The sequence below is a fragment of the Rhodococcus sp. ACPA1 genome (assembly GCF_002300195.1).
Lineage (GTDB): Bacteria > Actinomycetota > Actinomycetes > Mycobacteriales > Mycobacteriaceae > Rhodococcus_F > Rhodococcus_F opacus.
This window is the reverse complement of record NZ_NSDX01000013.1, coordinates 17,327-43,983: the sequence shown is the minus strand read 5'-3', so window position 1 is coordinate 43,983 and position 26,657 is coordinate 17,327. Positions and strand designations below refer to the sequence as shown.

Below are 26,657 nucleotides of genomic sequence, written 5' to 3'. Positions count from 1 at the left end.
AAGTTGGTTCTGCGTATCGAGACCGGTGCTGTGAAGTTCGGTGGAGTCCGCGCCCGGCTCGAGCAGCTCAGGTATGGGTTACAGATGCCGGCCAAGGGTGGGTGCACCATGTGTTCGCCTTGGTGGCGTCGAGCAGGTCGAGGTGATGGTCGCAGATCACCTGGCGCCCAAGTATCGTCCAATGGTGTCGGGACGTGAGGTGTTCGCAGTTCCTGCCGGCACGGCCGCGTTGCGTAAGACAGTTGATTGCCTGATCGAGATCGACAGGTGCGCCATCGAGAGCCCGGTGACGGATCGAGCGCGGATGAGGGGAAGTGATCGAGGCAGAGTCCGAGCCCTGGCAGAGGTGTCGGCCGATCCGGATTATCGTTCGTGGCTGTCGATGCACGAGCAACGGCGGAGACGAGGACGTGATGCGTTGCTACTGCTGGTTCAGGAGCAGCAAACGAGAGCTCGTCAGCAACGATAACGAGACACCTCTGTCGACTGCCGCTCTATCGGGCACGGACGTGGCATCGATCGCAGGTCCTACCGAAGGCGGCGCGGGCGATCCTGACAGCGGAGGCGGAGGCGGAGGTGCTGAACGCCCTTCTGAGGGCGGTGGGCCGGATCGGGACCTGTTTCGATGAGCCGGACCCACTCGCCCCTGAGTGGCCGGCCTGGGACCTGGAAACCGCGCTGCGCGGCCTGCGGAGTTGGGCTGAACGATTGCGACGAAGCTGATCGTCCGCAACGCCCGCCCTGCAGGTCCGCTAGGGGACACGCTGTGCGTCCTGTCGGCGGCCGCGGTCGAGGATCGTCGCCGCTTCGGGTTCCCCGATCCGCCGTGGGACCTGATCGGGATCTACACGCAGGGACGTCTGCTGTCCCCACTCCGCACTGGCTGACGGAATTGTCCCGTCCGGTCTTGCTGTGCCCGGGTGCGTCCGGCATCGTGCCGATCGTCGGCGTTCATAATGACGCACAGCAGTCACCGTGCCGACGAGCCCGTCAGCCTGCCGACGAACGGCGATACCTGCGTCTGCAAATTCCGTGACGCCATCATCTGCATTCTCAGCGACGGCCAACACCGCCGGCGCCGGCGGAAACCGATTCCCACACTGAGACCGAGGATTTACGGACCTGTCCGCGCATGGCATCGAGGTGCTGCGTCAAGCAGCGTCTGAACGACCGGTCTCGCCAGAAGCTGGACTGGTGGACACCGGGCGCAGTTTTTCGCCAAGGGTTGGCCATGAGCCGACGGTGTGGCCGATCCGTATCGGCACGGTGCCTGCTGCGGGCGCGTTGCGCGGGTAAGTGATTCCGGTCAATTCTGCGGGGCGATCGTCGCGCGCCGGCCGTTGATCGCGTGGACGGGTTGCTGCCGTCTTCCAGAAGAGAGGCGGCGTGTGTGGTGTGTGTTTCCGGATCGGCTGGATGCGTCGTGTACAAGCGGGGCCGTGACGTCCGCGGCGGAGGTCAGTTGTCCTCGGTGAGCCAGGAGCGCTCGCCGGCGGCGATGGCGAGTATCTCTGTGCGGTGCTGGTCGAGTCGGGGTGGGGGCCGGCGCACTGTCACAGGGGTTGCGGAAAAGGTCAAGGGTGCATTGATGACCGGCAGTGTGCCGATCCTCGGGTGTGCGATGTCGGTGACATAGTCGTTGGCGCGCATCTGTTCGTCGTTGACGAGATCGTCGATGGTGTTGATCGGGCTGGCGGGGACACCGACTTCTGCGAGTGCGGCAAGCCAGTGGCCGGCGGTCTGTTTGGCGAACTCCGTTTGGAGGATCTGGGCGAGGGCTTGCCGGTGTTGGGTGCGGGCAGGGTTGGTGGCATAGCGTGGATCCTGTGAAAGTGTTGTGAGGCCCAGGATCTCGGTGGTTTTGGCGAAGAAGGTGTCGTTTCCCGCGGCGAGGATGAAGTTCGTGCCGTCCGAGCCGGTGAACGCTTGGTACGGGGCGAGTGTGTTGTGGGCACTGCCGAGCCGGTGAAACGGTGTTCCCATGGCGTGACTGGTGAGGTAAGAGGCCAGAAGGGCGGCCGAGGCGCCCAGTAGGGAGGTGCCGACGTGTTGACCTGATCCGGTCTGATCCCGATGGTGCAGGGCAGCGAGGATGCCGATCGTCGCGAACATACCCGAAGTCAGGTCGGCGATCGGGGCCCCGCACTTGACCGGCGGACGATCGGGGTCGCCGGTGATGGACATGATCCCGCTGAACGCTTGTCCGACGATGTCGTAGGCAACCGCATCTCGGAGTGGGCCACTCGCCCCGAAACCGGTGATGGAGCAGTACACGATGTCTGGGCGGATCGCGCGGATGTCGTCGTAGCCGAGCCTCATACGCGCGGCGGCGCCGGGGCGGAAGTTCTCGACGAACACGTCGGCGTTCGGGGCGAGGGCGCGGACCGTGTTGCGACCTTGGGTTGTCCGGAGGTCCAGTGCGATCGACCGCTTGTTCTTGTTGAGTCCGAGGTAGTAACCGCTGTCACCGTCCTGGAGAGACCGGTCCATCTGGCGTGCTCCGTCACCGGTCCCTGCCCGTTCGACCTTGATGACATCGGCGCCGAGGTCGGCGAGGAGCATGGTGGCGAACGGGCCGGAAGCGATGTGGGAGAGATCCAGTACCCGTGTTCCGGTGAGGGGACCGTCTCTGGGGGTGGGGGGATCCTCGAACTCCGCGGCGTGCGGTTCATCGAGTGCGGTCATGATTACCGTCTCGGGGCTGGCCCGGACTCGGCAACGGCGGGGGAGAGGGCGGCCTCGTCGGCCTCTTCCTCCAACCATTCGGCAAGGAGTTGGCGCTTGAGGATCTTCCCCGAATCATTGACAGGCAAGGGTTCGTGTCGGATCCACCACCGTGACGGGACGGAGAAGTGGGCGAGGCGGTGGGCGGCGAACTGCTCGAGCTCGGCGACCATCGGCTGGTCGGAGGGTGTGCATTGAATGACTGCCGCCACGATTTCCCCGAGGTCGGAATCGGGGAGTCCGATGACTGCGACCTCGCTGACCGCGTGATGCTCGCGAAGTACCGATTCGACGCGAGCGGCGGCCACGTTCTCGCCGCCCCGGATGATGACATCCTTCGCCCGTCCTGACACGTACAGGAATCGTTCGCTGTCGACGTGACCGAGATCTCCGGTTCGAATCCAGCCCTCGTGGTCGACTGTGTCGTCGCCCGCAATTCCCCAGTACCCGTCCATCCCGGATGGCGAGCGAACCAGCAGTTCGCCGCTTCCGGAGGCATCGGGTTGCTCGACTTTGATCTCGACGACAGGGGCGAGGCGTCCGGAGGAGCCCGGGTGTTGTGCGATGTCGGATCCAACGCCGGTACTGACCACTCCGCCGGCTTCGGTGAGTCCGTAGGTTTGCCCGACTCCTCGACTGGTGGCGGGGAAGGCGCCACGAATTCGTTCGAGCAGGGCATCGTCGACGGGTGAGCCACCGAGAACCACTGTGCGGAGCGATGTCAGATCGTGGTGAGCGATGTTCTCGTGTGCCAGCAGACGTTCCATCATGGTGGGCACGCCCGAGAACATGGTGACGGCGTGTGACTCGATCAGGGACAACACATTGCCGGCATCGAATCGGCCGTCGAGGAAGACGATCTCGCTTCCCGTCATCAGGGGGAAAAGAATCAGCTGGATGGCGCCGATGTGGAACAACGGAAGGCCCACCAGGGCGACGCTCGGGGGGTTGTCGTCGGGAATCTGGTGGGGCAGCTTGCGGGAGACGACGAGGAGGTTCTGGAGGTTGGCGACCAGGGCTCGGTGGGAGAGAAGTGCTCCCTTGGGGAAATCGGTCGTTCCTGCGGTGAAGAGGATGACGGCGGGCGCATTCTCGTCGGCCTGCTCCACTGCCTGACTCTGCAACGTCAGGTGCTCCAACGGCAGGTCGTCGTTGGCGTGGGGGAGTAGCAAGTGTCGGACGCCGGCGGGCACGCGGTCTGCGCGCTTCTCGTCGGTGATGACCAGGACGGGGGAGACTGTGCGGCATCCGTTTGCCATCTCTTCCGCGGACCACCAGCCATTGCAGGGTACGACGATGCCGCCGACTTCCAGGATCGCGAAGAACATCGCGACCCACTCGGGGCTGTTCACGGCGAAGATTCCGACGCGGTCGCCTGAGCTGACACCGGTGGCTCGCAGGAAGTGTGCGAACTGACGCACCATCCGCTCGTGTTCGGCGAAGCTCACTACTTTCGATCCGTGCCTGATGAAAGGTCGGTCGGCCCATCGCCGCGACTCGGTGAGCGCCGCGATGATGGATCTGGGTCGATCTTTGTAGACGAGACTTGGGTGGCCGCGCACAATGCTGCGCATAACGGTCTCGCCCCAACGGACTGAGCTCGCCATCAATGCTCCTTATGAGGGGTTCGGCGCGCGGAACGGCGACGACAGAGGCTGCTGCGAGCAGCGGTCGTCGTCCGCTGAAGCCGAACACGGTGTGCGCATATAAGAATATGCGTCCTTTATTATGTACGATAGGAGCGTGGCGGCGACTGTGTCAACCAGTGATAGGTGCCGTAACGCCCCGGTAGGTGCGGACCGAGATCGGCGGGCACCAGCTCGATCTGGCCACGCCGTCCGGACTCCGTGGATCGGGACCCATTGGACGAGTGTGTACCGCGCCCAGAACCGACGGTCCGCGTTTCGCCGTTGTGTGCCCGGCCGTGGCGAGACTCGGCGTCTCGATCCCGTTGTGACAGGGGGAGCCCCGAGGTAGCCCCGGCGAGGGACACGTCTCGTCGGGGCCACCGCCCGGCCCCACCGCCCGGCCCTACCATCCGGCCGGTGACCGGGGGGGTGTCCCGGCGCGGCCGAAACGGTCATGTGCCTTGCCAGCGAGGAGCTCTCTTGTCGAGGAAGGCGGCCATTCCTTCTCGGCGATCGTCGGTGGCGAAAAGCTCTGCGTTGAGCCGTGTTTCATGTTTGAGTGCTTCGTCGAACGGGTACCAGGCGGCGTCTTGTGTTTTCTTGATCATCCCGAGTGCGAGTGGCGCAAGTTCGGCGAGAGCGCCCGCCATTCGCGTCGCCGCGGCCAATGCCTGCCCCCGGGGGACCACTTCGGCTGCCAGGCCCAGGTCGAAGGCCCGTCGGCCGGTGATCGGCCGCCCCAGGAGCATCAGTTCCAGCGCCACGGAACGGCCGGCCAACCGGGGCAGCAGCTGCGAGCCGCCGGCACCCGGGAAGAGTCCGATCTTCACCTCGGGCATCCCCAACCGGGCGTCCTCGGAGGCGACTCGAATGTCACACCACAGGGCAAGTTCCATGCCTCCCCCGAACGCGTATCCCTCGACAGCAGCCACGACAGGTTTGGGAATCCGGGCGAAAGCGCGGAGCCCTTCGAGGACTGTCGTGATACCCCTGCGCGCGGTGGCTTCATCGTTCCACTGGCTGACAGATCCGATGTCGGCTCCGGCGCAGAAGTTGTCGCCGGCTCCGGTAACAACGAGTGCTCGAACGTCGGGGTCCGCGGCCGCGATATCCGCTGCGGTCGATAACCCCTGAACGACTTGGTCATTGAGCGCGTTCAAGTGTGTTTGTCGATCGATCGTGATGGTGGCGACGGGGCCTACCCTGGCCATCCGCACGGAACCGTTATCGAATGGAACGGTCACAACAGCTCTCCTTTGCATCTCATCCGCGTACGGCGCGGTTCGGTCATGTTCGGGTACGTGCACAACCATGGGGCACGGAGGAACGGAAATTTCTCGCCCGGTTGTCGCGGGCACGTTTGCTACGTCGTTCGGTGCCCGGATCGCGGCGTGAGACGGGCCCGGGCCGGCCAGGGATCAGCCGTGCGGGCACGGCCGGGAGCACATCGCAGGTCAGGGCTTATGAGCGGTTTCCTGCCGCCGGATTCGGTGGAGTGTGGCTCGGACGCTGTCGAGGTGCTCAGGCGATCCGATCGTCGCGCGCTCGGACATCACCCCGACGTCCAGGGACGCTCCCATGGCGTTGATCGCGTAGGCATTGAGAGTGCGTTTGGTGCCCTGAAGTGCGGTTTTGGACAGCCGCGCCATTCGCATTGCAAGATCGGTCGCCTCGTCTCGGAGCCGCTCGTGGGGCACGACTCTGTTGGCGATTCCTATCTCGACGGCCTGGGTCGCCGCGATCCGGTCACCGGTGAAGAGGAACTCCTTGGCACGTAGCAAGCTGGTGTGCAGTGGCATCAACGCCCCGGCACCGTCCCCGGGTACGAGTCCGATCGCGATATGTGGATCGGAGAAGTACGCCCGGTCGGATGCGAGGACGATGTCGCAGCCCAGGGCGAGACTCATCCCGACCCCGACCGCGGGACCGTTGACCGCGGCGATGACCGGTAGCGGAAATGCCAGCATTTCGAGGACGGTGCGCCGGGCGACCTCGAGCTGGCGCCATGCCCACTCGTCTACCTCGCCGCGTGTCATGTCCTCCAGGGCAAGTTGGCCTTCTAGATCACCACCTGCGCTGAATCCGCGCCCTTCCCCGGTGAGCACCACCACCCGTGCACCGGGGTCGGCCGCGAGCTGTGCCCAGATTCGCTCGAGGGCGACGAGCATTTCGTCGTTGGTTGCGTTCAGCTGATCAGGTCGATTGAGGAGCACCGTCCGAATGGGCCCGTCCTCCAACACCTTCACACTGTCGGGCAGGTCGTAGTTGTACATCGTGATGTCCTCTCCTCAGCGGATCGATGTGGGTGAAAGCGCGGACTGAGCCGGCCTGGAGTCACTGGCACCCAAGCGCAGTAACCGCGCGACCGGACGGTAACGGGTATCGCCGAAGCCCTCTTGCATCGAGACGAGACTGGCCACGACCGCGGATGCGCCGGTATCTGCCAGGTACTCGAATGCGCCGCGGGAATGATTCATTCCCAGCTTGAGTGCCAGGTCTACGTCGGATTCCGCGGCGACACCCTCTTCCACCAGGGTGACTGCTTCGTTGACCAGGATGTGTTGGAGTCGTTCGGCGATCAGGCCGGGCAGGGCCGGAACCCGGATCCAGTCGGCACCGACTGCCTCGAGCAGTGCGTGTGTCCCTGTGGTGATCGGTACCGCGGCAAGGGCATCGTCCACGACCTCCACGAACACTGAGCTGTCGTCGACATGGGCGTGGACCCAGCCGACGCCGGCGGGAAGATCGTGGAGCCAGCGGCCGTCGGCGGAGTCGACCACGAGGTCGATGGGTGACGCGCTCAGCGAGCGCACGGCACGGACGTCGTCGTCCGTTGACCGTGCGCCGCAGACGTAGACGATGAGATCGGCGATGTCCGGGTCTACCGGTGCATATCCGGTGCCGGCGTACCGGGTGCTCGCCGGGCCCACCACTGCCAACGGACGCCGCGACCCGACCGCGTGCTGCAGTAGTCGTTCCCGTGCGGCACGCGGTTGTTCAACGGCGTAGTCGTAGAAGCCGCGGCCCGCCTGCTTGCCGGTGAATCCCGCGCGCACGAGTCGGCGAACGACCGGGATGGGCCGATACCGGTCTCCCAGTTCCCGTTCGGCCGTCTCGGACGATCGTAGGTGCGTGTGCAGTCCGCTGTGGTCGAGTGTTTCGAGCGGGCCGACCCGGTGGCCGAGGCAGCGCCTGGCGACGAGGTCGATGGCGCCCGGTTCGGCCCCCTGAGTCAGCAGGAGCTGGGCCTCGTAGTAGAAGGGACGGCAGATCCGGTTCACGATGAAGTTAGTGGAGTCGGTGCACTGCACGGCGTGTTTGCCGGCCTGCTGTATCCAGGTGGTGACCGCGTCCAGGGTCTTCGCGGAGGTCTGGGGACCTCGAACCACCTCCACCAGAGGCATTCTGACCGGGGGGTTGAAGAAGTGTAGTCCGACGACCTGGCTGGGGTGTCCGTATGCCCGTCCCAGCTCGGCGATCGACAACGACGAGGTGTTGCTGGCCACGACCAGTGACGGCGTGCCGTGCGCGCTGATCTGGGTGAGCAGCGCTTGTTTGGATTCCATGTTTTCGTCGATTGCTTCGATCACCAGATCCGCGTCGATCAGTGCCTCCGCGAGACTGGCTCGAACGACGTGCGTTCTCAGGCCGGACGCCTGCAGTTCCTGTTGCAACAAGTCCATGTTCGCGTCCATGGTTTCGACCACCGCGACATCGGCGTCGGCTTCGGCGAAGACTTGAGCGATTCCCCGCCCCATGGTGCCCAGCCCGACCACGACCACCTTGAGGTCACTCTTCCCGGCGGTCACGACGCGATACTCTCGACCACAGCTGCCACTCCTTGGCCGCCGCCGACGCACAGGCTGGCGACGCCGAGGCCGCCACCACGCCGGCGCAGCGAGTGGAGCAGCGTCCCGGTGAGCCGACAACCGCTCTGTCCTGTGGGATGTCCCAGTGCGATGCCGCCGCCGTTGATGTTGACGCGGTCTCCGTCCAGCTCGAGGGCGCGTAGGTTCTGGACTACCTGGCTTGCGAATGCTTCGTTGATCTCCAGGAGTTCAATGTCGTCGACGCAGGCCCCGGCCTCTTTCATGGCGCGGGGAATGGCCACGGTGGGGCCGATTCCCATCAGCGTCGGATCGACGCCCACTGCGGCAAAGGAGAGTAGGCGGCCCATCGGCTCGAGTCCGTACTGCTCGACTGCAGCGGCAGAGGCGATGATCAGTGCCGCGGCGCCATCGGCCATCTGACTGGCGTTTCCCGCGGTCACCGTGCCACCTGCTCCGGTCGCCGGGCGGATGGACGCGAGAGAGTCGCTACTGGCATCGAAGCGGATCGTCTCGTCGCGGCGCACGACACCATGGGACATTGTCACCGGACACACTTCCGCGTCGAAGACACCCGTCTCCCATGCCGTCGTCGCCCGCCGGTGGCTGGTGAGCGCCCACGCGTCCTGCTCGGACCGGCTGATGCCGAACTCGGCTGCCACCCGTTCGGCGGTTTCGAGCATGCTGAGCCCGCACACCGGGTCGGTGGCGCTGTCCTTCCAGCTGTCCACCAACACGATGTCGCCACGCCGCTGCCCCTGCCAGCGCAGCGAACTCGAGGCGAGGTAGGGCATCGAACTCATGTGCTCCATTCCCACTACGAGGGCAACGTCCGTGCCGCCCGCTTCGACGCTCAGTGCGGCTAGCTCAATTGCCTTCAGACCCGAGCCGCAGGCCATGTTGATGGTCTGCGCGGGAACCGCTTCCGGTAGCCCTGCCAACAGGGTCACCTGCCGGGCAGGGTTTGGTCCGTTCCCCGCCTGCCTACAGTGCGAAACGACTGCTTCGTCGACGAGGTTCGGCGCGAGGTGGGCACGCGTGAGTGCCTCTCGCGCAACCAACACGCCCAGGTCGACCGCCGACGACTCACTCAGCGCGCCGCCGTAGCGGCCGTGTGGCGTCCGGACAGGTGCGCACAGGTACACGTTCTGGAAACTAGACATCGTCGACCTCCGCCGATTCGAACTGGTTCTTGTCAACCCCGGTGAGAGCTCCACCGGGTTTGCCCGCCAGCTGAGCTGACAGCGCATGCGAATCTTGGGTAATCGACGCGAGGCGTGCCGGCGGATTCCCGTCGTGGTTAGTGAGGAGCTTGTTCATGGACATTCCTTGCTCGCGTGTGTGTTTCAGGCATTTCATGGGACGTCACGACACCACAGCACTTTCCGCCAGGTAGCTGCCGTAGCGGAAGGAGTCCTTGCGGGTGAGGTTGTGGGCGTCTCGCACGGCCCGGAGTAGAACACCGTTCGCTGCAGGTGTGCGGCTCGCGATCTCGAGCGCGACCCCCCGGACCGTGGAGTCGAGATGTCCGGCAGGGGCCAGGTCGCAGATCAATCCCAGCTCTCGGGCTCGAGTGGCCGTCATCTTCCGGTCCAGTATCAACATGGCCGCGCGTTCGGCGGGGGGAATGCTTCCGAGTAGAAGGGGGATCCCGTGGCCGACGACGCCGGATGGCCACTCACCAGTCCCGAGGACCGCTCGGGGGTCGGCGATCGTGATTGTGGACGCGAGCGTGAGGGCAAGCCCAATTCCCAGGACGGGACCTTTGACGGCCGTCACGGTCGGAACGTCGATCGTGTGCATTAGATCGACGAGAGGATCCGCGACCGTGCGCAGCCAGGCGCCCAGCTCGCGTGCGGCTGTTTCGCTACCGGCGGTCAGGTCCAGGCCGTGGCTGTCGCCCTCGCAGAGTGAGTCCCCTTCGCCGGCGAGGATGATGCAGCGAACCTTCATTTTCGTTGCGCTGCGCAGGGCACCGCCGAGGTCGGAAGCCAGCTCAGGGGTGATCCGGTTCCCGTCCAGCGGCCGGTTCAAGGTGAGAGTCATGATGTCGTCATCGCACTGCACTACGAGTTCGCTCATGATGCTCCAGACTTGGTGATGGGGAAGTGTGCCGGTCGCTTCTCCAGGACCGCGGCGATGCCTTCGTGTAGATCGGGCGTGTCGATCAGGCTTGCGAACTCCTGCCGTTCCGATACCAGCCCGTCGGAGAGCGTCGCCTCTTCGGATAAACGCAGAAGTTGCTTGGCCTTGCGCTGCGCGTTCAGGGAGACACCGTCGAGTAGTTCATTCGCGAGGTCTACCGCTGCAGCTACCACTCGCCGCTCCGGAACAACGCGGTCGACTACCCCCATCTGTAGCGCTTCGCGGGCGTCGATTCTCACGCCGCCCAGAACCAGCGGGGCCGCGTGGAAACGCCCTGCGGCCCGAGGCCAGCGTTGACTGCCACCGGCGCCGGGGACCGCTCCGATCCGGACCTCGGGCTGACCGAACATGGTGCGGTCGCCGGCGACAATTGCATCGCACGTCAGGGCCAACTCGCACCCTCCTCCGAGGGCATAGCCCTGTACCGCGGCGACGATCAGATTCGGAAACTCGGCGATCTGGTCCCACAGCTCTGCACGTCGCTGAGCCAGGTACGAGCCGGGGGTGGCACCATCGAGCTCACGCAGGTCCGCACCGGAAGCGAAGGTCCCACGGGCTCCGCTGAGCACGACCGCAGGGACGTCGTCGCGGGTGGCAGTGCCCAGCGCATCGACCACACTCTGAAGCATTCGGCGACTGAGCGCATTCCGGGATTCGGCATCATCGAGAGTGACGAGACGGATCCGGCCCTGGTCACGAACGGTCACCAGGTCGACAGATGCCCGTGGCGGCGGCACCTCGATAGTCACCGGGGTGTCCTCATAGCGAGGTGACGCCATTTTCGGCTGCCTTTCTGAGGCTCTCGCCGGCGACCTTGCCGTGTGAAGTCTTCGGCAGGGAGGTCACCAACTCGAGAAGTCGTGAATACTCATGCGCACTCGGGGTGCCTCGTACGTGCTCCTGGAGCTTTACTTCCAAGCCTTCGGCGACCTCCGACTGCAGAACGATGACGTCGTTCCACTCGGTGGATCCGGGAGTCCGGGAGTCCGGGAGTCCGGGAGTCCGGGAGTCAGGGAGCAGGACTGCAGGTTCGACGAGTACACCCCGTCGTGGGGGTCGACGTCGCTTCGGTCACTGACGTCGCATCCCAAACGAACTCACCACCTATAAGGAGGGTTGTTCCGCAATGGTCAATGCTTTCGCGCTGAGCGTCTGGCCTGGACGGGTGTACAGCGGCTCTGGAACGGCACTGCGCTCGATCACGCCGAACATCGCCGGTAGAACTGCCGTGACGGTTCCATCATGACCCCGACTCGATCACCCGGCTGGTCACAGGTTCTGCCATGGAGGCTCTTACTGGGTCTGCATTGGATCAGGCCAGACGCTCCGTGGCTCACTGCTCTGTCACGCGATTCGGTAGCACCACCGTCGCTGTGCCGCGCGCCGACTCGAATCCGTCCTGGTTGATCGCGTTCAGAACGATATCGATTTCGCCGGTAGCCGGATCGACACGTGAGACGGAGCCGTCGCACGTGACGAGTTCACCGAGGACATTGTGCCGGCGGACCTGGACGTCCAATGTCTTGAGGAAACCGTCATCGCCCATCCAGTCGGTGACGACCTGGCCCATCCACGAGACACGTTCCGGGCCATAGTCATAGGCGCCGGGCACGCCAACGCGACGAGCGAGGTCGGCGTCCCAGTGAACACGCTCCGGCGGCTCGGGGACGCCCAACTCGTTCGGGATACCGAGGGCGGGGTGGCGCTCGAAGAGATCGAAAGCGTCTCCGTGCCCGCGTACGTACAGCCCGCCCCAGCCCAGGAGATACGCGATGGCGGTCGTTGCAGTGTAGGGCCCCTTGGTGATGGGCGGAAGCGCATCACCAGCTTCCACATCCTCGACGTAGCGCGTTACTGTGCCTCGTCGCCGCGCCTCTTCGTCTCGGTACCGCTGGGCGATCTCGGCGATCTGATCCGTGGTCCATTCGACCCGAATATCCTCGTACTTCTTTCCCTCGCGGGCGTTGTCGCGTTCGATCCGGAAGCAGTAGGACTGGCCGGTGCACACGAGCGCGCCCGCTTCGTCGTGGAAGGGCACCTCGTAGATCTGCTGCCAGGACCGGCCCGCGAACTTGCTGGGGCGCTCGATGAGCTCCTTAAGTACCGCCGAACCGGTGAGCCGGTCACCGACGACGGGCTTGCGTTCGAAGGAGAAGGATGTTCCCGCGTACATGGCATGAATGCCGGGCAGACCCGTCACATAGCCGCTGAAAACCTTGTCCATGGCCAGCAGGGCGGTTGGGGGCACCCCAATGCGCCCCTCGGCTGCACGCTCCGGATCACTCCAGAGCGGGTTGCGGTCACCAATGCCGAGCGCGTAGTGCCGTACCGCATCGACGGTCAACTCTGTGACATGTGGACGGTCGCTTCGGATCGGTTTGCCGATCATAGAGCGAAGCTCCGCCAGCTGATTGTCGGTCACAGAGGCGAACTCTCGTTCGCCCTGCATAACTACCTCGGTCATATGTCGCCCCTTGACTGCGATCGGCCATCGTAATGGAGTGTGCGTATATAAGTCCGCGCGTGCTTATAGCTGCACTGTTGCAGAGTGTGCATCCCGTGTCAAGAAAAGTGGTGTGGCAGACCGTCCAGCGAAACGGACGCGACATCGAGGCTGCGGGAACACGCTCCACGCCACACCGCTACGGCCGGTCTGTGCAGAGATAGAGACGTTCAAATTCGACGAAACAAACTGTCCAAGAATGGAAACGAGACAGATGCCGAGATGCGCCAATGGCATGCGCTCGAAAGTGTCGGGGAGGTCGCACGTTCATTGACGCCGTACGCATCCGGGCCAACCGGACGGCTGGAATGGCGTAATGAGGCGGGGCGAGTGGCACGTGAGCGGACGCAAAAGCCTATCCGCAGCGGGAACGGCCGCCTGTTGGTGGCACGATCGGAGGTGGTGGGGGATGGGCGCTGAGCTGCTCCGGCGCCATACGGCTGGGGGCTTGGCGGCCGCGGTCTTGGCGCCGTGTCATCTGCATCTCGGTCCGTCGCACGTCCGCACTGAGGGCGTTGGATTTCCCGAGAGCGACACCCAATATTTGATGTGTTCTGAATCACATATGCGGAATGGGTCTCTGTGGCGCTCTACCGTCTTCCTTGCCCGGTTTCACCAGCAAGTGCGTGCGTGAGCGACCGACTTCTCCGTTCAAACCCCAAGTGAATAGGGAACTGTCGGCACAGACGGCCCTGCCCCGCAGCAAGTGTTTGCAGGCCCCTCGGGTCGGGTGCATGCGTCTGTGTGCGCCGCAAATCGGGCGAGACTATCGATTGCATCGAGAAGAGTTGTCATGGCACGAATCCGAAAGAACCTGAAAAACTCTCTCCTGCGTGCGCGGTCCGAAGGACTCACTGTCACAGTGGCGTACGCGGGAGCGGTAATAGGAATGGTCGTCGTCGCCGTCGTGAGGTTCCCTGTTCCGGGGCTATGAGATGGGCAGACATGACCGCGGTGGGCAACTGCTCATCACGAAGTGTTTCGGTGCGTCGATGACGGTTGCGAGGAACTTCTTCCGCGGTCGTGGGTGAGGTCCCCGGTGTTCAGATCCGGCGTGGCGAGATTTGCGGTGGCCGCGCTGATGTGGAAGGAATCGACATGCCCGGAACGGCTCTACCTGTTTTGGTGGCCATGCTGTTGGTGGCGTTGCTGGTGGTGATGGCGTCATTCGGTGTGGCGGTCCGGGCAGACGCGTTAGCCCGACGCAGCCCGCAGGCGAGGGTGCGTGCCTCAGGGGAGGTGGGATCGAAGCACCCTCCCCGGGATGCTGGAGGCCCGCAGTGGTGTCAGGTCGCGACCTGGGCCTGGTTCATCTGTGCAGGTGCGTCGGTGCTCGCGCTGGGCGTGGTCTGCGGTCTGGTCTGTTTCGGCTAACAATTCACGAACACACAGGCCGGGGTTGTTGATTTGGCAGCCTCGTCGTCCAGGTGATGATTTGTCGTCGCAGCCGGCAAGCTCCGAAAAGTCCGTGGGGAGCGGCGAGCAGGCCGCTGTCCTTTGTGCCTCGGGGGTTCCGATTCACCCGCGGGTGCACCGACGCCGTAAGGGCATTGCCGCAGGTAGTTCGAGAAAGTGCGATTGATTGCTCACCCCCGCCAAGGTCCTCCTCGGCGTGGCACAGAGCGTGCTGGATACTGCCCCGGCAATGGTTTCTGCCACGCCCCGAGACAGTCACCGCTGAGGGTTGCTTTGATGACGCGCAGTCTCCAGGGGCCGCTGGCCTCCGGATCGCGGGCGTAGAGCAGGGTCAGACCACTGCGGTCGTATGCCGACTATGACGAGTCCCCGGTGCCGGCGGCACCGTAGGAAGCCCATCGGCGTAGGAAACTGTCGTCCAATTCGAGTCACTCGTGGAATGCACATAAGTTAGTTCAACGAAAGGCGGTGTGTGGCGCACCCAGTCGAGCCGCACGATAGCGCAGGACGGCTGGGCGGAGGACGCTACATGCGGACGGCGTGGATTCGGGTGCCCGCCGGGCGGGCTCAACAGTGAACGTTCTAGGGTGCACCAGGTCGGGCGATGTGGCAGACGGTGAAGATGATGCGGAGAAAGGTTCGCGCCTGCGTGCCTCTGATGCGTGACGAACAATCGGGTGCTGCCGTGGCCGTGGCGGTGGCCTGTCGATCGATACCAGCCGATAGCGTCGACGTTTCGCTCTGAGCCGGGTGGCGGTGCCATCCCCGCATCTCCAGAGCCCTGCTCAGGACCACTGGCTCAGCCTCAGCGTTTGTGGCCGTGGTCCCACGGTTCTCGGCGCGATGGTGATTGCGTCCTTGGCCACTGTTATTGGCCCGTGGAGAAACTCAACCCATGAATGGAGCGATCCGTCCGGCAGCGGTCACCCCTGATCGCCGCCGGACGCACCGCGCTCCTCCACAAGCAGCCCCGGGAATGCCGCAGCCACTGGCAGGTCCAACTGCCCACGTGGCACGAGCAGGGTAGTGGACCTGGTGAAAAATTCACTCGGAGGAAGCCTCAGTCAGGATCAATCTGCATCCGCATTGAGGGCTTCCCACCGCGCGAGGATGGTCTTCGCGCGACGGATGGACGCGAGGTCCACGAAGGTTCCGCCGGATACGCCGACCGCAGCCCCGCGAGAGAGTGAATCCTCTAGGGTGGCCAACAGCGCCCGCGACTTCTCGACCTCGAATTCTGTCGGCGCATAGAAGTTGTTGGCGACCTCTGCCTGCTTCTCGTTCACCACAAATCGGCCGTCAAACCCCATGATTCGCCCGGTCATGCCATCTGCGTAGAAACCTTCGTCGTCGTCGACGGAGAGCCAGGCCCGGTCGATCGAAACGAGGCCGTACGCCTTGGCTGCGCAGGCAATGGCGCCACGCGCGTAGGCGACCTCCGCACCGCCGACGGTGGCATTGACCCCCAGCTCACCGATGTAGTCTTCGGCCCCAAACAGCAGTGCGTGCAGGCGTTCAGACGCGGCGCAGATCGAATCGACCCGGAGAACGGCTGCGGCCGTCTCGATCAGGATGACCAGCTTCGTTGTACCTACCGGAATTCCGGCAGCGGACTCCGCCTGGGCAATGTCCGCCTCGGCATCGACGAGATCCTGTGCACACACGATCTTCGGAATCACAACGTAGGCGGGCTTCGCCGGAATGATCTTCTCCAGATCATGCTTCCAGTGCTCCGTCGCTCGCGCGTTCAGGCGGATCATGTACGCACCCGTGAATTCGCCGGCAGCGAGCATCTCGACCACCAAATCCCGGGCACCGGCCTTCGCCTGCTCCGAAACGGTGTCCTCGAGGTCGCAAAAGACCGAGCCGGCATGACCTGCGAAACCTTCCAGCAGAGCAGCACGGTCGCTTGCTGCGACAACCATTAGCGACCCAATGGAACTGTCCATCGTGTTTATTCCTTTCTGTGGGCCTCGCCGCAGCGACATCGCACCTCTGATGGTGCGGAGCAGGAGAGACCGTTGATCGTGCAGATTATCGCACGAGTGATCGTATTGTAGCATGCCCTGTGGATGAAAGAACATGCTCATCGCTAGTTTCTAACCCGTTCCAACAAGGCATTTCAGTCGAGACAGCGTCTAGCGGCGATTCAACCGGATGTCGAGCGGCCGCCATCCGATACGTGAAAAATCGACCCCAGTAGCGCCAGCTTGGGCGGCTGGTGCGGGGGCAGCAGGTCTACCTGTCGTTAACCTCGGTTGCCGGTTGCCGGTTGCCGGTTGCCGGTGGAAGGGGTTGTGGCAGTCGACGAAGTTGGCGCCCACACTCAGCGTCGGAGTTGTGCGCTCCCCGATCTTGGAAGGATCACCCAAAGCGGTCGCAGCCTCCTGCGCTCGCAAACTACAGCCGGCGCGTCACCACGAAACTCGCAGTAACCCGAAGATTCCTGCACGCCCGGCGTGGACACGGGCAAATCGCTCCTCCTGGGTGCTGCGCGGAAATTACTGGGGACCGGAACTGATGCGGGTAGGGAATTGTGAAAGAAAGGACTCGTCGAATGTCAGTCCAATCCCGGGCGCGCTGGAGGGGATGGTCCTGCCTTTCGTGATCGCCATCGTGCCGGCAAGCATTGGCTGCCACCATGCCAGCCACTCACATACCAAGCCCGATGGCTTTCCCGCGACCAAGTGGGAAGCGAGTTCTGGGTACGTGTGAGGCGCAATGGGGACGCCTATTCCCTCGCAGATCGCCGCCAGTTTCTGACTTCCGGTGACACCGCCGATTCGCATGGGCTCGAAGATCAAGACGTCGACGGCGCCCGAGTGTGCGAGCGAGTGGAGTTCGTTGATGTCGAAGCTATTTTCTCCCGTCGCGATGGGTGTGCGCAGCAATCTCCGCACTCGAAGGAGTAGTTCCGGCTCGTTCAACGGAACAGGGTCTTCGATCCAGCGCAGGCCCACCTCATCGATCCGTGAAGCAAAGCGCGCGAATTGATCAAAGCTCCAGCGATTGCCCACGTCGAGCATCAGTTCGACGCTCGATCCGACCTCGGTGCGAACCGCTTCCAGCCGTCGAATGTCCCAGTCGGCAGACTCCATCGGATGCAGTCCACCAGGCAACTTCAACGATGTGAACCCCTCCGAGACCAGTTCCTTTGCCTTGCCGACCAGATCCTCTGTGGGAGAGTTCCAATAGTCCAGAAGATCGTTGGAGTAGACGTCAACCTCTTCCTTGTGCGCTCCGAGTAGGCGAAATAGTGGAAGTCCCAGTGTCTTGCACGCAGCATCCCACAAGGCCATATCCAGAGCGGAGTGCGCAAAAGACACAATCCCGTTGCCCGGCAGTACCCTGCGGGCAGTCTTGATCGCCCACAAGCGCTCATAGTTAAAGACAGACTCGCCTACTACGGCGTCCGCGAAGCCGTGCACTGCCTCGGCCACGATGGCAGCTTCATGGGGGAGTTCGATGGGGGCATTGTCGGTCCCTGGCAGCCAGACGTACGAAGATCCCCGGATGCCGTCTGTCGTGTCCACGTGGACGACGACGTTGTACACGGTCCGAAATTTCAGATTTCCGCCCAGGGGAGTCAGAGGAGACTCGAGCGGGATGGGGACCAATTGAGTGGAAATCGCCGCTATCTTGGACACGTGCAGTCCTTTCATAAGTTACTGCCCCGCTGGACTTCCGGTCGTTCGCCTGGAACGCGTGAACACGACCATCCGCTGCGAAACAATGGATGCGAACTCGACGGCATCGACACGAGTGACTGTGTATCAGGACGTCACAAGGTTGATGGGATCAAGGCCCATACGAGACCGCTCGATGTTGATGGCAATGTCGTCAAGCCGCGCACTGTACGTCTCGTCAGTCAACGCCGCCGAATGAGGTGTCATCAGAATATTTGTCAGATCTTTGAAAGGATATGAGCTCGGCCGCCCAGATCCATCCTCAGGATACGAATACCAAACATCGACCGCGGCGCCCGCAATGGTGCCACTCTGCAATGCGTTGAATAGTGGTTCTTCCTGAATGAGGCCGGCTCGGCCCACATTGATGATGATGCCGTCTTCTCCGAGGAGGTCGAACTGTTCGGCACCGATCAATCCGGTCGTCTCTGCACTGAGAGGCGCCGAGACGACCACCAGGTCGGACTCATCGAAAAGTCGATCGATGTCTGACTGGGTTCCGAGCCATTTCAATGAGCTCACTCGGCCTTCGGCCGATTCGCCCGATCGCGAGACTGCACGGCCACCGCGCACGCCGACGGCCTCGAGAAGAGTCCACGTTGCGGCCCCGATATGTCCGTACCCAACGAAACCGACCTCTGCGGAGAGCAGTGTCCTGCCGTAGGCAACAGATGGGTCGTAGGTCGCCGTGTCCCAGATGTCCTGGCGTAAATTACGATCCTGATCCTGGAATCTTCGCCGGAGCGCGATCGCCGCACCCAGCACATATTCGGCGACGGAGGATTCGTGTCGATACACGTTCGCGCACAGTGCGGAGGGCGGCAGGGCATCGATGGCGATGCCATCGGTACCGGCTCCGGGCACTTGAACTAGACGCAGACGGCGTGCGCGCTGAGCCATCTCGGGCGTGAATACCGGGCCGACGAATACGTCGAGATCTTCGAGTGCATCCCGCGCGATGTCGTCCTCGGCAGTGTGCGCCCAGATGACTTCATCCGTGGGAAAGAGCGTTTGGATGCGCTCTCGGTACCTACTCAGGTAGTCGCCGACAATACAAATTTTCACTGCACAGCCTTTGTGTGTGAGGAAGGGCGCGACGTACGGCGCACTGCTGGGGGACCGCCGCAGAACCGCCACTGTGCATATAACCGCACACGTGGACACATTACAGAACGCTTTGACCTCCGTCAACGGTGTCTGGCCGCACCGGAAATGCTTCCGCGGTACGCAGTGGAGCGGTCTTCGTGAGATTGTTCCGAAGTTGTCGGATCCGGCTCAGCCCAACGACTCTGACAGGAGTCTGTATACGGAAACCGAGCGGGCTAATCCGCCGAACGTGCGTGGGTTCCAGCCGGTCAGCTCAGCCCACCGCTCGAGTCGATAGGTCACCGTGTTGGCATGCAGATGCATGCTGCGTGCTGTTGCCGCAATCGACATCCCCATCTCGGAGTAGGTCCAGACCGTTTGTACAAGCTGCGGGTTGCCTCGGGCAATCGCGAGTGCATCCCTGACGAGGGGCTCAATCAGGTCGATCCTGGAAAGTACGCATGCTTCGAACCAGACGTCCGAGAAGGCCGCCACGTCGTCTGGAGTTGCGACCGATAGTGCCAATCGCGCCTCTGCGAGACTCGACGCCGCCCCGGAGAGCGAGCCCCGCGAGAGACCGACTCCGATCCGGCCATGGGGAAGGTGCCGTCTGATGGCGGAAGTCAATCTCGGCAGATCTACGAACTGGCCCACGAAGTGGACATCAACGTCCTGGTAGGCGAGGGCAAGAACTTTGGCATGTTGCTCCATCTCTCGTTGGGCTGCACCCGAGAGAAATTGCCGTTGCTCGTTCGAGCGCCAGACGACGGCGACGTATTCCTCCCGTGGGTCGAAGCCGATCGTCTCGGCGATTCGCCGAGCCTCGTCTGCGCCACCCTTGGTGTCGAGCAGTTCAAGTAGCCGCTGCGACAGGGTGATGCGGTGACTCTGCAATCCGCGGAGCTCGTCCGTATGGGCCTCGGCGATCACACTCGTGAGATCGTGCAGGGACTCGAGCATGAGACCAGCCACGTCCGGCAGCAACGGAGCAGCGTCCTGGGCCTGGTCGCATAGAGAACGCCACAGTTCCCGCTCCCCGATGTGGAACCCGGCCACCAGGATGTCGAGAGTCACGCCCTGGCGCGCCCGAAGTTTGGCCAGCTCCTCGACCATCGACAGGTCTTCCGCGTCGAGCCGGCGATGCTGGGAGATGGCAACAACCCGCCGCCGCAATTGCTCGTTGACCACCGCCAGGTGATCACCGGGAGGCACTACTGCGTAGCCAGGGAGCTCCAGTCGAATCCGATCGAGGGAGCGTCGGCACAGCGCCTGGAATCGTGCATGCACGCGGTCGCACAGCCTGACTACCGGAGTCCAGTCGTCCACTCGACCTCCTTTGGGGATTTTCACCAAATCAGTGACTCGATTGCCCTCAAAACTCCGGGAACATGCCGGAGACCTAGGGGAGTACTCGGGATTATGGTGACTTCACCACGATGCTACGCACGGCTGAGGTTTGCCGAAAGCAGGTCCCCCGCGAATACGTGGCCAAGCGACCCGGGAGCGAGAACACTTTATGTCGTCCAGCACCACCTCAAGACCATCGCCGGTGGACCTTGTCCTCGAACGGCGTCCGCCCCTTTCCGGAATCGGGGCTTTGATACGACTGCTCGTCGAGCAGCGACGACTCGACAACGAGCAAGGCCGGAACACAGCGATGCTCATCTCCGGCTACGAGGGATCACCGCTAGCGGGCCTCGACCTCGAGCTGAGCAGGCAAAAGGAGTTCCTCGCCGAAACAGCGGTGGTGTTTCGTCCGGGCGTGAACGAGGAACTCGCGGTCAACGCCGTCCAGGGCTCACAGTTGGTATCGCTGATGGACGATGCGCTGTACGACGGTGTGGTGGGCATCTGGTACGGAAAGGCCCCTGGGCTGGACCGAGCAACAGACGCCTTCCGCCACGCCAACCTGGGGGGTTCCTCCCCGTCCGGTGGAGTGCTGGCGCTTATCGGCGACGACTCGACAGCAAAATCGTCGTCGACCCCGAGCAGCTCCGAAATGGCCCTCGCCGAGATATGCATGCCGGTGCTCGCACCGTGTGACGCCGCAGAGATCCTCGAGTTCGGCCTGCACGGCATCGCGATGTCGAGATTCTGCGGACTGTGGACGGCCATGAAGCTTGCCACCAACGTCGTGGACGGAGCCACGACGGATCGATCCGTCACCCCCGTAGTTCCGATCATTCCGAGCAACATCGTTGCCGGCGTCCCATACGAGCACCGACCTTCCGCCACCTTCATGCAGCCGGCCATCACGGCGATGGAGGAGAGCATGGTGACGACAAGGCTCGAGCTTGCTCGACGCTACGCAAAGGCGAATGCCCTCAACGTGGTCGAAGGCAGTTCTGATGCCAAACTCGGGATCATTACAGCCGGAAGCACATACCTCGACGTTCAGCAAGCACTCAGAGAGCTCGGGATCACCCCCCAGACGCTGGCGGACCACGGAATCCGGTTGCTGAAGTTGGGGATGGTCTTCCCTCTGGAACCGACCGTGATCTCAGAGTTCACCGAAGGTCTCGACGAGGTCCTCGTCATCGAGGAGAAGCGCCCCTTCATCGAGACCGAGCTCAAAGCCATGCTCTACGGCACCGTCAACGCACCCGCAGTGTTCGGCAAGAAGAAGCCGGACGGCACACCCTTCCTGCGCCCGTTTTCCGATCTTCCGCCCGGCACCATCGCACAGGCGGTTGCGTCCCGGATCGCACCGCGCGGCAAGAATGCCGACTCGTCTCAGATAGCGGGTGGAACGAACGACGCCCTACCCATCAGGTTGTCACTGACTCCCGTGATGGATCGCACCCCCTATTTCTGTTCTGGGTGTCCTCACAACCGATCCACCGTGGTCCCCGAAGGTTCCCTCGTGGGCGGCGGAATCGGTTGCTCGGCTTTGGCGATGCTGATGCCGGAAAGTCGAGTCGGAGACATCACTGGTCTGAGCCAGATGGGCGGCGAGGGCGCGCCGTGGATCGGGATGGCGCCCTTCGTACGCCGGCAGCACCTGATTCAGAACCTGGGAGACGGCACCTTTCACCACTCCGGCAGTCTCGCCATTCGCGCCTCAGTGGCAGCGGGCACAAACATCACGTACAAAATCTTGTACAACAACGCGGTCGCCATGACCGGGGGACAACAGCCGATCGGGAAGATGTCCGTGGTGGACGTGGTCTCATCGCTACGTGCCGAGGGCGTCGCCAAGATCGTGATCACGACCGACGACATAAAGAAGTACCGTCGCGCGCGCCTACCGCGTGAGGTCCAAGTACGCCACCGCGACCGGCTGATCGAGACACAAGAGGAACTCGCTCGAATTGCGGGAGTCACCGTCCTGATCCACGACCAGGAGTGCGCCACCGAACTCCGGCGCAAACGCAAGCGCGGCCTGGTGACCGAACCCACCGACCGGGTTCACATCAACGAGCGCGTCTGCGAAGGGTGTGGAGACTGTGGTGCGAAGTCCAACTGTCTTTCGGTACAGCCGGTGGACACGGAGTTCGGGAGAAAGACCCAGATCCACCAAGCATCCTGCAACAAGGATCTCTCGTGCCTGGACGGGGACTGCCCGTCGTTCCTTACCGTGACTCCCGGGAAGGTCCCTGCGCCAATCCGGTCAACCGGTGGTCCGGTGACGGATCTCGCAGTGCCCGAGACCGCAACCATTGAGGACGTGTTCAACATCCGCATGCTCGGGATCGGAGGCACGGGCATCTTGACCACGGCCAAGATCGTTGCCACCGCAGCTGACCTGTCGGGTATGCATGTCCGGGGCCTCGACCAGTTCGGCATGGCGCAGAAGGGCGGCGCTGTCATCTCGGACATTAGGATTTCGGCCACGCCGTTCCTCGAGGCAAACAAGATCGGCCCGGACGAATGCGATGTGTACTTGGGATGCGATCTGCTCGTGTCCGCGAACGCGACGAACCTCTCCGTTGCCAGCCGCGGTCGCACGCGTGCGATCATCTCCACGTCCAAAGTGCCGACCGGATCCATGGTGACGGATCCGAACGTCAACTTCCCAGAGCTGGATACGCTCACCGCCGCGATCGAGAACACAACGAGATCTGAAGGATCCTGGTTTGTCGATGCTCGGGAGCTCTCTCAGGCCTTGCTCGGGAGCGACGACGGCTCAAACATCTTCATGCTGGGCGTCGCAACGCAGTCAGGCGCGTTGCCCATCACCGTCGAGCGCATCGAAGAGGCTATCGAACGGAACGGAGTCGCAGTCTCGGCGAACCTCCTGGCCTTCCGGGCCGGACGCCAGCACGTGGCCGGCGGTCAGCAACCGGCTGCTGACCTGAAACCGCAGTCGCAGCCGACCCCGGCCACCTCTCCGGTCGCACAGGGCATTGCAGCACTCGTCAAGTGCGAACCCAATTCGGAGCTCGCACAGATCGTCCTGAGGCGCGTGGATGAACTGATCAAATACCAGCGACCGGCATACGCTCGCAAATACGCGGAGCACGTCGAGGAGGTACGTGACTGGGAAATGACTCACGCAGCGTCCGAAGATGTTACACAGTCATTCGCACGTAACCTGCACAAGCTGATGGCGTACAAAGACGAGTACGAGGTCGCTCGCCTCAGTCTCGATCCGGCTCTCATCCGAGAGCTGAAACAGACGTACGGCGACGACGTCACATACCGCTTCCGGTTGCACCCACCGCTACTGAGGGCTCTCGGGCTCAAGCGAAAGCTGAGTCTCGGCCCGTCCTTCCGTATCGTGCTGACGCTGCTCTACATGATGCGGGGAGTCCGGGGGACCGCCCTCGACCCGTTTGGCTATGCCAAGGTCAGAGTCATAGAACGGCGGCTCATCGATGAGTACGTCAGGGCGATGGAGGCCGCGATGGATGCGGTCACCGACACGAGTGGCATGGCGCTGGTGAACGAGATGGCTGCCCTGCCAGATCTGGTGAGGGGGTACGAGGACATCAAGCTCGCCAACGCGGAAATCTATCGCGATCGCCTCGCCGCACTCGTCGAGAAGCTGCCTCCGGTGATCGTGAACACTGAAGACTTAGTTTCCTGAGCCGTCAATTCGGTCGCAGTAATTCCCGATCGCGTCGAGCATGTTGGCGGCCTTGACCCAGACGAATGGTCGGGGGTCGTCGTTTCACGTGTCGGTCTATTCGCGGATGTCCCTTCTTCAGGCCGCGAGCAGATCGACACGTGGAACGCTGCAACTTCCTCGCCGTCCGTTCGGCAACTGCTCGACGAGGTTCAGCCAGGACGAACTCGTTGGTGTGAAGTGGACCGTGAGCGGGGGCCGCTAGCCAACGCTCGACCGCCGGCACCTACTTGTGGAGGCCGTTGTCCATCTTCGGGTTGGCGACACAGTCACCAACCCCGACCGGGAGGAAGGAGACATGCCCACCGTCACGCCGTAGCCGTGACCTCCCCGGGTGCCGAGGAATCGATCTTTGCGCAGGCACTTCAGAAACTCGGTGGCGGCGAATTTCTCAGTGCCACCACTGAAGTCGCCAGGCAATGCTCATCTTCTCGAGGTGCTCGCCCATCGACGGTGTCGACCAGCGCGTGGTATCAGACCGGGCACTTTCAAGGTTGCCGGGATCATCTCCTCGATCGAGAATCATCCACCCTCTGCGGGCGACCCGGACGCGGCTCGTCGAGCTGACCAAACTCAGCGCAGTCCTAGAAACGGGGCCCGATACCGCGTACCATCCATCCATCCATCTAGTCCCAGCCGCACGACGATTTTCGCGTTGGGTCCACCTCGGCGGCGGCCCACGATCCCCGATCGCTTCGACAGGCCTGCCGCGCTCGTTCGGCGACGCGCCCACGAATCAAACTCGGCACGCCCGTCATTGGCTAGCACGAGTGCTACCACCTGCGTATCCCTCGAAGTCATGTCTGGCATTACCAGCAAACTAGTGGGCAAGACACTAGCGGCGAGCGCCGTAGCGGCTGCCGATCTCCTGGGCCGTCTGACGAACCAACGCGGCAAATTCTTCAAGGCGAGGCAGCACCCGAGCCTCAGGCCCGGTAACACTGATTGCCGCGACCAGCTTGCCGTTCCTGTCTCGGATGCCATGGGCAACGCCATACACCCCGACAACCGACTCACCTCGATTGTGTCCGATCCCAGTCCTTCTTACTTCCTCCAGTTCGGCTCGCAACGTGTCGGGATCGCCCGCGGATGCTTCGACCTCAACTGTGCGCCCGTTACGCGACGCGGACTCTGCAAGGAATACCTTGCCCATGCTCGTGTTAACCATCGGCCGGCGTTCGAAGAGCGTCGGCACGTACCGGATGGGCTCGTCGGAAGGGACTTGGTCGACGTACGTGACGCTGGTGCCGACTGCGGTCCCAAGGACGACAGTTTCACCGGTCTGAGCGGACAGCGATTCAAGGTGGCTTCGGGCCAGTTTGGTCAGCACGGAGAGATCCGGAGACCGAACGATTCCCTCCAGACCGGGGCCAATTATGTAACCGTTGGGTACTTCAGTGAGATACCCAACGGCCACCAAACCGTGGAGGAGGCCATTGATCGAGCTCTTGGGGCTGTCGAGCGCCCGCGCCAAGTCGGCCAGTTGCATTCCGTTTTTGCTTCTCGAGACGGTCTCCAGAATCGCGGCTATGCGATCCACTGTGCGGTGGTGCCGGATCATTCACTGCCTCCATGCTTGGATTCGCCCGCTAAAGGTGTCAGTTCGAAGTGCACGGCAACTGTACAGCCGCTGGGTCAAGCGTGCGTATTTAGGAACACAAAGTCGCTGTATGCAGGCGTGTCGCACACGTGTCAAACCGCCCACGGCAGGGCTCGTTTGCCGAGAAACCCGCTGCGCAGAGGCTTGTTCGGAGACCTTTGAGGCCCAGTCCGGTGGCGTTGACGCATCTTGCTCGCGGCGCGGTGGCGGCGTGTAGTCTTCGGGAGACTCTTGTGTCCGGGGCGCGGGAAGCACCCATCTGGGCACCTGGTGGCAGCGACGGGATTTCGCCTGCCTCGTGGGGATGGGGTGCGGCAACGCAGCTGCGGAGCCGCCCGGTCCACGTCGCCGCGTCGCCGACCCAGGGCCGGGAACGGGTAGTCGTCGTCGGATCATGCCAATTCGGGGCGCCGGGTCGGGGGCCTGGCACTGCCCATGAACCACGCGCATCTGGTCGACGGCCTCGTCCGCGTCGGCTGCAGGATTACCCGAACCTGGCGGCTCGATCGGACGGCCACCGTCTGCCATCACGACACCGGCCGGTGACCGCCAGCGTCGCCAAACACGACGGGCGTTTCGATCGCACTTTGCCCACGCGAGCCGGATAGACCGCAAGGGGGGAGCGGGAGCCATTCCACTGATGCTGGTGGCGCACCTTGTCCGCCGATCTCACCGTCGAGCAAGCCGGCAACGACTGCATGAGTTCTGCTGGGTGCGGGATAACACGGGCGCCTCTGTCCCACCCGCGGACCGGAAGGCGTCGGTTAGAACCGTAGCCTCGAACGAACAGTTGACGGAGCCGCCGGAGTTGGCATCCGCACGGCTCAACCTCAACAGGGTGGTGCGCGGGTCGAAGGTGATCGAAACGTCACCGTTTCCAGATCACCGTCGCCCACCCGCTTGCCGAGGACGGCCACCGCCACGGTGTGATGGTCTGCGATCAGGGCTACCTTTGCTCGAGTAGGCGGTTATCG

The 26,657-nt window shown here is 63.2% G+C and carries 17 protein-coding genes; 2 read left to right on the top strand and 15 right to left on the bottom strand.

What is annotated here, in order from left to right; genetic code table 11:
* Positions 1-1,458: 1,458 nt before the first annotated feature.
* From CJ177_RS41355 to CJ177_RS41315, 10 genes are all read right to left on the bottom strand, one after another.
* Positions 1,459-2,685, bottom strand: coding sequence for a CaiB/BaiF CoA-transferase family protein (locus CJ177_RS41355; RefSeq protein ID WP_179443410.1), 1,227 nt, complete (start codon positions 2,683-2,685; stop codon positions 1,459-1,461).
* Between the two features lie 2 nt (positions 2,686-2,687).
* Entirely contained in the window at positions 2,688-4,298 is a 1,611-nt protein-coding gene (locus tag CJ177_RS41350; RefSeq protein WP_257014976.1) for a class I adenylate-forming enzyme family protein, read from the bottom strand.
* A 506-nt stretch (positions 4,299-4,804) separates the two neighbouring features.
* Positions 4,805-5,596 carry an enoyl-CoA hydratase/isomerase family protein gene (locus CJ177_RS41345; RefSeq protein WP_179443409.1) on the bottom strand — a complete coding sequence of 264 codons (792 nt, stop codon included), beginning with the start codon at positions 5,594-5,596 and terminating at the stop codon, positions 4,805-4,807.
* Between the two features lie 210 nt (positions 5,597-5,806).
* Complete coding sequence (locus CJ177_RS41340; protein ID WP_095870444.1) at positions 5,807-6,625, bottom strand: enoyl-CoA hydratase/isomerase family protein; 819 nt, start codon at positions 6,623-6,625, stop codon at positions 5,807-5,809.
* Between the two features lie 15 nt (positions 6,626-6,640).
* A complete protein-coding gene (locus CJ177_RS41335) occupies positions 6,641-8,161 on the bottom strand; it encodes a 3-hydroxyacyl-CoA dehydrogenase NAD-binding domain-containing protein (protein WP_218835181.1) in 1,521 nt (506 codons plus the stop codon).
* Positions 8,158-9,342 carry a thiolase family protein gene (locus CJ177_RS41330; protein ID WP_095870443.1) on the bottom strand — a complete coding sequence of 395 codons (1,185 nt, stop codon included), beginning with the start codon at positions 9,340-9,342 and terminating at the stop codon, positions 8,158-8,160. Before CJ177_RS41330 ends, CJ177_RS41335 begins: the two co-directional genes overlap by 4 nt.
* Positions 9,335-9,499, bottom strand: coding sequence for a hypothetical protein (locus tag CJ177_RS47750; protein ID WP_179443408.1), 165 nt, complete (start codon positions 9,497-9,499; stop codon positions 9,335-9,337). Before CJ177_RS47750 ends, CJ177_RS41330 begins: the two co-directional genes overlap by 8 nt.
* 45 nt (positions 9,500-9,544) lie before the next feature.
* Positions 9,545-10,261: an enoyl-CoA hydratase/isomerase family protein gene (locus CJ177_RS41325; RefSeq protein WP_095870442.1), complete on the bottom strand. Its 717-nt coding sequence runs from the start codon at positions 10,259-10,261 to the stop codon at positions 9,545-9,547.
* Entirely contained in the window at positions 10,258-11,073 is an 816-nt protein-coding gene (locus CJ177_RS41320) for an enoyl-CoA hydratase/isomerase family protein (protein ID WP_218835180.1), read from the bottom strand. The genes CJ177_RS41325 and CJ177_RS41320 overlap by 4 nt, the downstream gene beginning before the upstream one ends.
* A 584-nt stretch (positions 11,074-11,657) precedes the next feature.
* Positions 11,658-12,788 (bottom strand): MaoC family dehydratase N-terminal domain-containing protein, encoded by a 1,131-nt coding sequence (locus CJ177_RS41315; protein WP_095870440.1) that lies wholly within the window; start codon positions 12,786-12,788, stop codon positions 11,658-11,660.
* A gap of 1,137 nt (positions 12,789-13,925) precedes the next feature.
* On the opposite strand from CJ177_RS41315, the gene CJ177_RS41310 reads away from it, so the two are divergent.
* Complete coding sequence (locus CJ177_RS41310; protein WP_143548790.1) at positions 13,926-14,201, top strand: hypothetical protein; 276 nt, start codon at positions 13,926-13,928, stop codon at positions 14,199-14,201.
* Between the two features lie 1,112 nt (positions 14,202-15,313).
* Here CJ177_RS41310 and CJ177_RS41305 read toward each other — a convergent pair.
* The 4 genes from CJ177_RS41305 to CJ177_RS41290 all read right to left on the bottom strand — a co-directional run bounded on the left by CJ177_RS41305 (position 15,314) and on the right by CJ177_RS41290 (position 20,341).
* On the bottom strand, positions 15,314-16,192 hold the full coding sequence (locus CJ177_RS41305) for a CoA ester lyase (RefSeq protein ID WP_179443407.1): 879 nt from the start codon (positions 16,190-16,192) through the stop codon (positions 15,314-15,316).
* Between the two features lie 552 nt (positions 16,193-16,744).
* The gene (locus CJ177_RS41300) at positions 16,745-17,890 is read right to left on the bottom strand and encodes a mandelate racemase/muconate lactonizing enzyme family protein (protein WP_179443406.1); all 1,146 of its coding nucleotides are present in this window, start codon (positions 17,888-17,890) and stop codon (positions 16,745-16,747) included.
* A gap of 126 nt (positions 17,891-18,016) precedes the next feature.
* A complete protein-coding gene (locus CJ177_RS41295; protein ID WP_095870436.1) occupies positions 18,017-18,994 on the bottom strand; it encodes a 2-hydroxyacid dehydrogenase in 978 nt (325 codons plus the stop codon).
* A gap of 210 nt (positions 18,995-19,204) precedes the next feature.
* Positions 19,205-20,341 (bottom strand): CdaR family transcriptional regulator, encoded by a 1,137-nt coding sequence (locus tag CJ177_RS41290; protein WP_095870435.1) that lies wholly within the window; start codon positions 20,339-20,341, stop codon positions 19,205-19,207.
* A 223-nt stretch (positions 20,342-20,564) separates the two neighbouring features.
* On the opposite strand from CJ177_RS41290, the gene CJ177_RS41285 reads away from it, so the two are divergent.
* The gene (locus CJ177_RS41285; RefSeq protein ID WP_257014932.1) at positions 20,565-24,044 is read left to right on the top strand and encodes an indolepyruvate ferredoxin oxidoreductase family protein; all 3,480 of its coding nucleotides are present in this window, start codon (positions 20,565-20,567) and stop codon (positions 24,042-24,044) included.
* Between the two features lie 874 nt (positions 24,045-24,918).
* Here the strand turns inward: CJ177_RS41285 and CJ177_RS41280 are convergent.
* Positions 24,919-25,644, bottom strand: a complete 726-nt coding sequence (locus CJ177_RS41280; protein ID WP_095870433.1) for an IclR family transcriptional regulator — start codon at positions 25,642-25,644, stop codon at positions 24,919-24,921.
* Positions 25,645-26,657: the final 1,013 nt, after the last annotated feature.

Bases quoted from the DNA above. Each gene is read 5' to 3' on its own strand.
- CJ177_RS41355 (WP_179443410.1), bottom strand. From the start codon at position 2,685: ATGACCGCACTCGATGAACCGCACGCCGCGGAGTTCGAGGATCCCCCC.
- CJ177_RS41350 (WP_257014976.1), bottom strand. From the start codon at position 4,298: ATGCGCAGCATTGTGCGCGGCCACCCAAGTCTCGTCTACAAAGATCGA.
- CJ177_RS41340 (WP_095870444.1), bottom strand. From the start codon at position 6,625: ATGTACAACTACGACCTGCCCGACAGTGTGAAGGTGTTGGAGGACGGG.
- CJ177_RS41330 (WP_095870443.1), bottom strand. From the start codon at position 9,342: ATGTCTAGTTTCCAGAACGTGTACCTGTGCGCACCTGTCCGGACGCCA.
- CJ177_RS47750 (WP_179443408.1), bottom strand. From the start codon at position 9,499: ATGAACAAGCTCCTCACTAACCACGACGGGAATCCGCCGGCACGCCTC.
- CJ177_RS41325 (WP_095870442.1), bottom strand. From the start codon at position 10,261: ATGAGCGAACTCGTAGTGCAGTGCGATGACGACATCATGACTCTCACC.
- CJ177_RS41315 (WP_095870440.1), bottom strand. From the start codon at position 12,788: ATGACCGAGGTAGTTATGCAGGGCGAACGAGAGTTCGCCTCTGTGACC.
- CJ177_RS41310 (WP_143548790.1), top strand. From the start codon at position 13,926: ATGCCCGGAACGGCTCTACCTGTTTTGGTGGCCATGCTGTTGGTGGCG.
- CJ177_RS41305 (WP_179443407.1), bottom strand. From the start codon at position 16,192: ATGGACAGTTCCATTGGGTCGCTAATGGTTGTCGCAGCAAGCGACCGT.
- CJ177_RS41280 (WP_095870433.1), bottom strand. From the start codon at position 25,644: ATGATCCGGCACCACCGCACAGTGGATCGCATAGCCGCGATTCTGGAG.